We start from the raw sequence: 9976 nt of genomic DNA, 5'->3' as shown, positions 1-9976 counted from the left end.
CCTGCTCTTCTTCACGTCCGTCTCCTCTAGGTGACGGACTCTCACTCAAACCGAGGGATCAGGAAGGGGGCAGGTCAATCCCCCTATCGATCCTGTGCGTCTGATCGTACCCATGCTGGAGCGGTTCATCGCTACGGATCGCGGTTTCGCCAAGGCGCGGCGGACCAGTCTAGCCTAGATCGTGGCTTGTTTGCGCGCGATATCCAGCAAGCCGCGAAGCGCCTTGCTTGTGTTCTGCGGGGACCATACAGCCCCGAATTTGACGGGCTCCGGTTCATCGAGCAGCCGGATGAACGTGATACCGGGAGGGGCAGCCTTGCTGGTCGCCTCGCTCACAAGCGTAATCCCATAATTCGCTGCGACCATTGACAGGAGCATGCAGTGGTCCACGTCGCAGCGCTGCACGTTCGGGTGAAGGCCTCGCTCCTCGAAGCGGCGGACGATATGATTATGTGCTTGCGGGCCAGTTCCGCCGTAGCGCACCAGGAACAGGTCGTCTGCGAAATTGCGCCAGGACAGGGCACTACACTTAGCCCGCGGATCGCTTTCCGGTGCCGCGATAACCAGTGGTTCTGTCCAGAGCGGCTTGGCATGACAATCAGGGATATCGGTTATCCCGGCGACGAAGGCGACGTCCAATTCTCCCTCGCGAACCTTGAGGATGGCATCGCGAGCACGACCATCGAACAGTTCGATGTCGATGCCTGGCCATCGCTGTCGATAGCGATCCAGAAGTTCGGCAAGGAACCCCGCGGCGATCGTTGTCGGCACGCCGATCCTGATGCGACCAATCTCGCCGCCGCCAATCATCCCGGCTGTCTTCACGGCGTAGTCGAGCTGATCTATCGCATCGGTGATTTGGGCGAGAAAGAAGCGTCCGGCTTCAGTCGGTCGAACTCCTCGATGTCCCCGCTCAAAGAGCCGGACCCCGAGCGCCTCTTCCAGCGCCCGGACACGTTCGCTGACCGACGACTGGCTAATGCCAAGAGCGGCGGCCGCATGCCGGAAGTTCAAGTGTTCTCCAACCGCGACAGCCTGGATAAGCGCAATGAGCGGGATGCGCGTACCCAAGAGTTCACGGCGCGCTCCATGATATGCGTTGGCCTTGAGCCGGTGGTTGCAAGGGCGGCGCCTCATCGCGCCGCCCTCGAACCGGTGGTTTCCCGGCAGCAAAGGATCACGCCGCCTTTAGGGAGTATCGCGCACCGCAGCCTCAGCAACACGGCCGGTATTCCTGACCACGATCAGGCCGCCGCCAGGCGGAGTTGCCTCGCCGCAGCAACCATGTTGACAAGCGCAGGGCGTACTTCTTCCCATTTGCGGGTCTTCAGGCCGCAATCCGGATTGACCCAGAGCTGTCCGTCGGCGATGCGCTCCCGCGCAAGACTAAGCAGTTGCGTCATCTCCACCGTTTCCGGCACACGCGGAGAGTGGATGTCGTAAACTCCGGGTCCGATCTCGTTCGGATATTTGAAGGTCCGGAAGGCATCGAGCAGCTCCATTTTCGAGCGCGAAGTCTCGATCGAGATGACGTCTGCATCCATCGCAGCGATGGCGTCGATGATGTCGTTGAACTCCGAATAGCACATGTGGGTGTGGATCTGGGTCTCATCCGAAACGCCAGAAGAGGTGAGCCGGAAGCTTTCGACCGCCCAATCGAGATAGGCCTTCCAGCCGGCCTTTCGGAGCGGCAGACCTTCGCGTAAAGCAGCTTCGTCGATCTGGATCATCCCAGCCCCGGCCGCCTCGAGGTCCTGCACCTCGTCTCGGATCGCAAGCGCGATCTGCCGGCAGGCGACGCTACGTGGAATATCATCGCGCACGAATGACCAGTTGAGAATCGTGACCGGTCCGGTCAGCATGCCCTTCATAGGCTTTTTCGTGAGGGACTGGGCGTAGCGCCACCATTCTACCGTCATCGGCTGCGGCCGCGACACGTCACCGAACAGGATCGGCGGCCGGACATAGCGCGAGCCGTAGCTCTGCACCCAGGCATGCTTGGTGAAAGCGAAGCCCGAGAGCTGCTCCCCGAAATACTGCACCATGTCGTTGCGCTCGAATTCGCCATGGACTAGCACGTCGAGGCCGATCTCCTCTTGCCAGCGCACGGCCGCCTCGGTCTCCTTGCGCAGAAAGGCCTCGTAATCAGCGTCGCTGATTGCGCCCTTAGCATGTGCCGCACGGGCTTTGCGAACGTCTTCGGTCTGCGGGAAGGAGCCGATCGTCGTCGTCGGGAACGAAGGTAGATTCAACGCTGCACGCTGCAGGCGGGCGCGTTCAGTGAAGGGGGTTGCTCGTCTCGCCATTTCCGGCGTGACCGAGGCGATACGGGCCGCGACGGCCGCGTCATGCACCTTCTCCGACGCCTCGCGCCGGCCGGCCGCAACGGCAGAGTCGGTGAGTTGCTGCATCACGGCCTCTCGGCCCTCGACCAGCGCCTTCCCCAGGACGGCGAGTTCACCCATCTTCTGGACTGAAAAGGCGAGCCACTCCTTAAGGTCGGGATCGAGGCCCGGTTCCAGATCGAGGTCGATCGGAACGTGCAGCAGCGAGCAGGATGGTGCGATCTCGACATGATCGGAGCCGCGTCGGGCCACGACCGGCTCCAGGTGGTCAAGAATGGCGGGCAGGTTAGCACGCCAGATGTTGCGTCCGTCGATAACACCGAGCGACAGCACGAGTCCTTGAGGTGCCCTCGCGAGCACGGTGTCGAGCTGCTCCGGCGCGCGAACAAGATCAAGGTGGAGGCCAGCGACCGGCAACCCAAGCGCCACGTCGAGATTATCGCCGAGCTCCCCGAAATAGGTCGTCAGCATGATCTTCAGTTGCGGTATCGCGTGCGCGAAGAAGCTGTAGGCTTGGCGGAATGCGTCTCGCGTCGCCTCATCGAGGTCGAGTACGAGGCAAGGTTCGTCGATCTGTACCCAATCGGCACCGTTCGCCGCTAAACGTCGAAGCACCTCAATATAGACTGGAAGCAGGTTGCCGATGAGCGATAGAGGGTTAAGCGTCGGATCTTTGCTCTTGCCGAGCTTTAGATAGGTGACGGGACCGAGCAGGACGGGACGTGTCTCGTAGCCGAGCGCCTTGGCCTCGCGATACTCGTCCACCGGCTTGTTCGAAGCCAATGTGAATTGTTGATCTTTCGTGAACTCCGGCACCATGTAGTGGTAGTTGGTATCGAACCACTTGGTCATTTCGAGCGCCGGAACACCGCGAGGCTCGCCGTGACCACCGTGGGAGCACGCCGCGTCATGGCTATCGCCCTGGCTGCCGCGCGCCATGGCAAAATAGGTGTCGAGCGGCACGGAGCCGCCCGTCCAGCCGTAAATTTCAGGGATGGCGCCGACCATGACGCTCGTATCGAGCACATGGTCGTAGAGCGAAAAGTCGTTCGACGGGATGTTAGTCACACCGAGCGCCTTCTGGCGCGCCCAATGCGCGGCGCGCAGACCGGCAGCGGCCTCTAGGAGCGCAGCGGCATCGGACTTGCCTGACCAGTAGGATTCGAGTGCGAACTTGAGCTCACGGCGCGGACCTATCCGCGGCACGCCGAGAGTGCTGACAGGAAGTGAAAGTAGAGACATCGGCTCAACCCCATGATGTTGGGGGCAAAGGCCGAGCGGGCGCGCGTGCGTACTCCGGCTAGAATACCGGTAAGACGTGCGACCACCGGGACACCCCGCCCGAGGACGTTTCATGCTGTCGCGGCAGGTCTCCTGGCTCGCGGGTCACGGCCTTCATCCTGCCTTCCCGAAGCCCGAGGGCTTCAGTGGCGCAATTGGGATGAAGGCTCGCCGCCTACAGTTGCGGGGGCAGCTCCGGTATTGCTTTTGGGCGCACCGGATTCCCTCTTAGCTCTGGCCAAAGACAGGCGCAGAGAACCACGACGGTGCAATAATGACGACTACCAATTCGATGTCAAGTGAGATATAAAGACATCTTTATATCATTCTATCGCTTGGCAGTCAGGCAACGGCCGGAAGTACGGTGGCGACAATGGAAGCGTCGAGTCGCTCGTAGTCAGCCAGTCCGATCAGGTCGTACAGTTCTGCGCGGCTCTGCATTTCGTCGAGCAAGGCCCTCGCGCTGCCGTCACGCGCAAGCGCGGCATAGAGCCTTTCCTGCGCCTTGTTGGCGACGCGCAGGGACGAAACCGGCCAGATCACTATGCGGTAGCCCATCGCTTCGAATTCAGACGCCGTGAAGAAAGGCGTTCTGCCGAACTCGGTCATGTTGGCGAGCAACGGCACGCCCGGCATGCGGCGCGCGAACTCGCGGAACATCTCGGCGTCGGTGAGCGCCTCGGGAAAAATCGCATCGGCACCCGCTTCGACATAGAGCTTCGCGCGGGCTACCGCGCCGTCGATTCCCTCGCTCGCGGCTGCGTCGGTGCGGGCGATGAGATAGAGGTTGCGGCGCGCCTTTGCTGCGGCCGCCACCTTGGCCGCCATGTCACGGACATCCGCGAGCTTCTTGTCATTGAGATGGCCGCATTTCTTCGGCAGGAGCTGGTCTTCGATATGGACGGCGGCAGCCCCAGCCTCCTCGAAGGTACGCACCATGTGCATCACATTGAGGGCTTCTCCATAGCCGGTGTCGCCATCGACCAGCACCGGCAGGCCGCTCGCTCGTGCCACCTGGCGGATGAAGAAAGCCACCTCGTCCACGGTGATGATGCCGAGGTCAGGCAAGCCCATGGAAGCCGTCATGGCGGCGCCGGAGAGATAGAGCGCTTCAAAGCCAACCGCCTTGGCCTGGAGCGCGGCCATGCCGTTGTGAGCGCCGGGAATGGGAAGAATGCCGCCTCTTTCCACCAGAGCCCGGAAGCGGGCGCCGGCAGGCTCGGCGGGAGATTCGGATGCAACGAAATAGGGCATATCGGTTTCCTTCAGGCCGCACGCACGGAAGAGCTGGTGCGGTCACGTGCCTCGATGGGCACGAACTGTTGGTGATCCGGGCCGACATAGTTCGCGGAGGGGCGGATGATCTTGTTGTCTTGCCGCTGCTCGATGACGTGCGCGCTCCACCCGGAGGTGCGGGCGATAACGAAGAGCGGCGTAAACATCGCGGTCGGCACACCCATCATGTGGTATGAAACAGCGCTGAACCAGTCGAGATTGGCGAACATCGTCTTGGTATCGCCCATCACCTGCTCGATCCGTTCGGCGATCTCGAACATCCGCATCGAACCTGCTTCGATAGAAAGCCGACGGGCCAACTCCTTGATGACGATGTTGCGCGGGTCCGACACCGTGTAGACAGGATGGCCGAAGCCGATCACGACCTCTTTGGCAGCCACGCGGCGGCGAATGTCCTCTTCCGCTTCCGCCGGATCGACATAGCGCCTCTGAATATCAAAGGCGACCTCGTTAGCCCCACCATGCTTCGGTCCGCGCAGTGCTCCGATGGCACCCGTGATGGCCGAATAAAGGTCTGCGCCCGTGCTTGCGATGGTGCGTGCGGTGAAGGTTGAGGCGTTGAACTCGTGCTCCGCATAAAGGATCAGTGAGGTGTGCATAGCCCGCACATGGCTATTGTTGGGCACACGGCCGTGCAGCAGGTGGAGGAAATGCCCGCCGATAGTCTCGTCGTCTGTCTCAACCTCGATACGCCGGCCGTTCTGGGCGAAGTGATGCCAATAGAGCAGCATGGACCCCAGGGAAGCCATCAGGCGGTCGGCGATGTCGCGGGCGCCGGCATGATTGTGGTCCGCGGCTTCGGGCAGCACGCAACCCAACGCCGAGACGCCGGAGCGCATGACGTCCATAGGATGGGCGGCGGCGGGCAGTTCCTCCAAAGTGCGACGCACGGCGGCAGGAAGGCCGCGCAAGCCCTTTAGCTTCGCCCGATAGGCCGAAAGCTCTGCTGCGGTGGGCAGGGCGCCGTGCACGAGGAGATGGGCGATCTCCTCGAAGCTGCAGGTCTCGGCGAGGTCGAGAATATCGTAGCCACGATAGTGCAGATCATTGCCCGTGCGGCCCACGGTACAAAGCGCCGTATTGCCAGCCACGACGCCGGACAGGGCCACCGACTTTTTCGGCTTCGGCGTCGCAGATGACGCGGCCGTGGCAACAGTCTGATTCTGGGACATCTGATCCTCCCTAACCGGACACGACTGAAGGCTCGGCCGCGGCCGGTGCAGCGCGACGCCAATCAAAGATGCCTGGGGTCGTGGGTGCGCTCAGGATCGCGGGGTCCACCGAGAAAGTGAGGCCGCCCAGATCATCCGATTTCAGCTTGGTGAGACGCTCCACCGCGTCGAGGAAACGGTCCTGCTCTGCGGAGGAGACGGCGCCCTCGGCGAGCGTGCGGAACTTGGCGATGTATTCCGTCCGGCCGAACGGGCGGGCTCCGAGCGGATGTGCATCGGCCACGGCAATCTCGTCTTCGATCACGTGGCCATCTTTGAGCGTCACCACGACGCGACCGCCGAACGCCTTCTGCTTCGGGTTGTAGCTGTAGTAGCGCTTCGTCCAGGACGGGTCTTCGATCGTGCTGATCTTGTGCCAGAGGGCGACGGTCTCCGGCCGGTTGGCGCGCTCCGGCGCGTAGGAGCGCTCGTGGTGCCAGCTGCCGTCCTCCAGCGCGACCGCAAAGATGTACATGATCGAATGGTCGAGCGTTTCGCGGCTCGCCTTCGGGTCCATCTTCTGCGGGTCGTTGGCGCCGGTGCCGATCACGTAATGGGTGTGATGGCTGGTATGGATGACGATGCTCTCCACCTTGGATAGGTCGCCGATCTTCGGCCTCATGCGTCGGGCGAGGTCAATCAGCGCCTGGCTCTGGTATTCGGCCGAATGCTCCTTGGTGTAGGTTTCGAGAATTGCACGCTTGGGCTCGCCCTTTTCGGGCAGCGGCACGATGTATTCCGCCTTGGAGCCGCCCAGTAGCCAGGCGATGAAGCCGTCCTCGCCCTCCCATGCCGGTGACGGCGCGCCTTCGCCGCGCATAGCCCGATCCACCGCCTCCACCGCCATCTTGCCGGCAAACGCGGGCGCATAGGCTTTCCAGCTTGAAATCTCGCCCTTGCGCGACTGGCGCGTGGTGGTGGTGACGTGCAACGCCTGCTGCACCGCCTGATAGATCGTCTCGGTAGAGAGCCCCAAGGCAGCACCAATGCCGGCGGCAGCAGACGGACCTAGATGGGCGATGTGGTCGATCTTGTGCTCGTGCAGGCAGATACCCTTCACGAGGTTCACCTGGATCTCGTAGCCGGCCGCAATACCGCGGAGCAGCGCTGCGCCGTCTAGTCCGCAATGCTGCGCCACCGCCAGAACCGGCGGAATGTTGTCGCCAGGGTGGGAATACTCAGCAGCGAGAAACGTGTCATGAAAATCCAGCTCGCGGACTGCAACGCCATTAGCCCAGGCCGCCCAATCGGGCGAGACGCGCCTCTGCGGGGACAGGCCAAAGATGGTGGCGCCGGGCTGGTAAGGATGGGCAAGTGCCTGCGTCCGCGCGCTCGCCACCGGGCGCCGTGTGAAAGAAGCGGCAGCCACAGCCGCATTGTCGATGATGCGGTTGCCGATCATTTCAGCCACGTCGGGCTCCACGGGCACCGGATCGGTGGCGACCTCCGCAATTTTCCAGGCAAGTTGCTCGGTGCGCGGGAGATTCTCGGCGGACTTGTGCGTTCGGACGGTGTGCTGCTTCACAGGTTGGTTTCCTCTACAAGGTCCGGCATTGATTGGGGTGCGATTGCGACCGGGCGTCCTGCTTCGTCCACGGCCACCATTTCGAAGGAGCCGCGCACGGCGAGCCGGCGCTGACCGGAGACGAGCGCCTCGGCCGTCATGTCCACCACCACGGTCATGGAGCTGGACCCGACCCGTTCCACCCGCGCGCAGAGTTCGACGAGTTCGCCCACGCGGACGGGCATATGGAATTCCACTTTCTCTGAGACGGCCATCACCACCGGGCGGCGCGCTCGCCGTGTGGCCGCAACGAAGGCTGCTTTGCCCATCAGGCTCAGCGCGTGGCCGCCGAACAGCGTTCCGTAGTGATTGGCCTGATCGGGAAAGACGAGCTCGAGGAAGCGCGCTTCGTCTGGTCCTGCCCGTGGCGACGCATCGGCCAACATCGATCACTCGCTCCCTTGCTATCGATCTCGAATATTCGCAATATTCGCACGAATCGGATCGCGAGAAAGGGCTGAAAATGTGTAGATTTGTGAAGCGAAATCGGCAGATTTGCAAAGTTTGCGAAGTCAACAGAGGCCTCGCCCGATGAGGAAGGTGCTCGCGGGGGTACGTTTGAAGCGGCTGCGGGAGGAGCGAAACCTGACGCAGCAGGCGCTTGCCTCCGCGATCGGAATTTCGCTGAGCTATCTCAACCAGCTTGAAAACAATCAGCGCCCATTGACCGTATCGGTACTGCTCAAGCTGGGAACCGCATTCGGCATCGATCTCCAACTTTTCTCGGAAGAGGACGAGGCGCGACTGATCTCCGATCTGCGCGAGGTCATGTCGGACCCCGCCATCAGCGAGACGATCGCCATTGCGGAACTGCGCGAGCTCGCGAGCAACATGCCTGCTGTCGGGCGTGCGATCGTTTCCCTTCATCGCCGCTATGGCCGTGCGCTCGACCAACTCGCCGCTCTGGCTGCGCGGGTCGGGGATGATCGGCAGGGGGATGTGCCGCTTCCCCCTTCAACGGCGTTCGAGGAAGTGAGGGACTTCTTCTATGCGCGCCATAACCACATCTCCCAACTGGACGAGGCAGCCGAGCACATCGCCGCTGAAATGAAGATGCCGATCGGACGGATGGGCACCGCGATCGCCATGCGTCTATTCGAGCGGCACCAGATCCGGATGGAGATCGACAATATGCTCTCCGCTGAAATGCAGAGGCATTTCGATCCGGTTGCGAGATTGCTGCGGTTGTCGGCGCATCTGCGACAAGGACAGCAGGCGTTCCAATTGGCGACACAGCTCGCCTTCCTAGAACAAGGCGAACTGATCGACGATCTCGCCGCCGCAGGCACTTTCACCAACAGCCAATCACAGTCACTTGCCCGTATCGGGCTCGCCAACTATTTCGCCGGCGCGCTGATAATGCCCTATGCAGCATTCCTCGCAGCCGCGGAAGATGCGCGGTACGATATCGAACTCCTCGGGCAGCGCTTCGGCGTTGGCTTCGAGACGACCTGCCATCGCCTCAGCACGCTGCAGCGGCCGGGCGCGCATGGCGTTCCGTTCTTCTTCATCCGCGTGGATCGTGCCGGCAACATCTCCAAGCGGCAGTCGGCTACGGACTTCCACTTCTCACGCTTCGGCGGCACCTGTCCGTTGTGGAACGTATATGAAGCCTTCGCCCAGCCCGATCACATCCTGACACAAGTGGCCAGCATGCCGGACGGGCGAACCTATTTGTGGATCGCCCGATCTGTCTCGCGCGGACAGGGCGGATATCGCGCACCTCGGAAGACCTTCGCGGTTGCGCTTGGCTGCGACATCCGCCATGCGTCGCAGCTTGTCTATGCCGACGGTCTTGATCTCAGTAATCCGGCGGCGGCAACCCCGATCGGTGCCGGCTGCAAAATCTGCGAACGCCCGGCCTGCCCACAGCGTGCATTTCCACCGATCGGCCAGCCTCTGAACGCCGATCCGAATCGCAGCGCTTTTGCCCCTTATGCTGCCATGAGGTAGCCGTTCCAAAAACAACATTGCGGCCATACGAACGCCACCCATTGACAACAGCGACGTCAAGCATACTAAATATAGTGGTCACGGTCTCTCGAATCAGATGATCGAGAGCTAAGAGGGAATTCGGTGCGCCCATAAGGCAATGCCGGAGCTGCCCCCGCAACTGTTGGCGGTGAGCCTTCGTCCATATTGCGCCACTGAAGCCCTCAGGCTTCGGGAAGGCAAGGATGCAGGCGACGACCCGCGAGCCAGGAGACCTGCCGCGACAGCATGAATCGTCCTCGGGCGGGGTGTCCCGGTGGTCGCTTGTTGTCTTGCCGGCCCCTTCT

General features: G+C 62.1%; 7 protein-coding genes, 1 pseudogene and 2 riboswitches. Of the genes and pseudogenes, 2 read left to right on the top strand and 6 right to left on the bottom strand.

The window, feature by feature from the left end; all coding sequences use genetic code 11:
- Positions 1-79: 79 nt before the first annotated feature.
- Positions 80-178 (top strand): annotated as a pseudogene (locus QNA08_RS05645) (DUF2274 domain-containing protein); the annotation flags it as partial.
- Here QNA08_RS05645 and QNA08_RS05640 read toward each other — a convergent pair.
- The 6 genes from QNA08_RS05640 to QNA08_RS05615 form a co-directional block, all read right to left on the bottom strand.
- Positions 175-1137, bottom strand: a complete 963-nt coding sequence (locus QNA08_RS05640) for a LysR family transcriptional regulator (RefSeq protein ID WP_283739686.1) — start codon at positions 1135-1137, stop codon at positions 175-177. The pseudogene QNA08_RS05645 and the gene QNA08_RS05640 sit on opposite strands and share 4 nt — an antisense overlap.
- Positions 1138-1244: 107 nt before the next feature.
- The gene (gene metE / locus QNA08_RS05635; protein ID WP_283739685.1) at positions 1245-3587 is read right to left on the bottom strand and encodes a 5-methyltetrahydropteroyltriglutamate--homocysteine S-methyltransferase; all 2343 of its coding nucleotides are present in this window, start codon (positions 3585-3587) and stop codon (positions 1245-1247) included.
- A gap of 105 nt (positions 3588-3692) precedes the next feature.
- Positions 3693-3904: riboswitch (cobalamin riboswitch) on the bottom strand.
- A 64-nt stretch (positions 3905-3968) separates the two neighbouring features.
- A complete protein-coding gene (gene prpB, locus QNA08_RS05630) occupies positions 3969-4880 on the bottom strand; it encodes a methylisocitrate lyase (RefSeq protein ID WP_283739684.1) in 912 nt (303 codons plus the stop codon).
- A gap of 11 nt (positions 4881-4891) precedes the next feature.
- A complete protein-coding gene (gene prpC / locus QNA08_RS05625; RefSeq protein ID WP_283739683.1) occupies positions 4892-6094 on the bottom strand; it encodes a bifunctional 2-methylcitrate synthase/citrate synthase in 1203 nt (400 codons plus the stop codon).
- Positions 6095-6104: 10 nt separating this feature from the next.
- Positions 6105-7658: an MmgE/PrpD family protein gene (locus QNA08_RS05620; RefSeq protein WP_283739682.1), complete on the bottom strand. Its 1554-nt coding sequence runs from the start codon at positions 7656-7658 to the stop codon at positions 6105-6107.
- Entirely contained in the window at positions 7655-8083 is a 429-nt protein-coding gene (locus QNA08_RS05615; protein WP_283739681.1) for an acyl-CoA thioesterase, read from the bottom strand. The genes QNA08_RS05620 and QNA08_RS05615 overlap by 4 nt, the downstream gene beginning before the upstream one ends.
- Positions 8084-8228: 145 nt before the next feature.
- Here QNA08_RS05615 and QNA08_RS05610 point away from each other — a divergent pair, with 145 nt between their 5' ends.
- Positions 8229-9650 (top strand): short-chain fatty acyl-CoA regulator family protein, encoded by a 1422-nt coding sequence (locus QNA08_RS05610; RefSeq protein ID WP_283739680.1) that lies wholly within the window; start codon positions 8229-8231, stop codon positions 9648-9650.
- A 64-nt stretch (positions 9651-9714) separates the two neighbouring features.
- A riboswitch (cobalamin riboswitch) is annotated at positions 9715-9926 on the top strand.
- Positions 9927-9976 lie beyond the last annotated feature (50 nt).

The sequence above is a fragment of the Chelatococcus albus genome (assembly GCF_030067675.1).
Taxonomy (GTDB): domain Bacteria; phylum Pseudomonadota; class Alphaproteobacteria; order Rhizobiales; family Beijerinckiaceae; genus Chelatococcus_A; species Chelatococcus_A albus.
Note: the sequence above shows the minus strand (reverse complement) of the source record. Positions and strands in the feature narration are given on the sequence as shown.

What these genes read in the sequence shown, in the direction of transcription:
- QNA08_RS05615 (WP_283739681.1), bottom strand. Translation starts at nt 8,083, where the DNA reads ATGTTGGCCGATGCGTCGCCACGGGCAGGACCAGACGAAGCGCGCTTC.
- QNA08_RS05610 (WP_283739680.1), top strand. Translation starts at nt 8,229, where the DNA reads ATGAGGAAGGTGCTCGCGGGGGTACGTTTGAAGCGGCTGCGGGAGGAG.
- prpB (WP_283739684.1), bottom strand. Translation starts at nt 4,880, where the DNA reads ATGCCCTATTTCGTTGCATCCGAATCTCCCGCCGAGCCTGCCGGCGCC.
- prpC (WP_283739683.1), bottom strand. Translation starts at nt 6,094, where the DNA reads ATGTCCCAGAATCAGACTGTTGCCACGGCCGCGTCATCTGCGACGCCG.
- QNA08_RS05640 (WP_283739686.1), bottom strand. Translation starts at nt 1,137, where the DNA reads ATGAGGCGCCGCCCTTGCAACCACCGGCTCAAGGCCAACGCATATCAT.
- metE (WP_283739685.1), bottom strand. Translation starts at nt 3,587, where the DNA reads ATGTCTCTACTTTCACTTCCTGTCAGCACTCTCGGCGTGCCGCGGATA.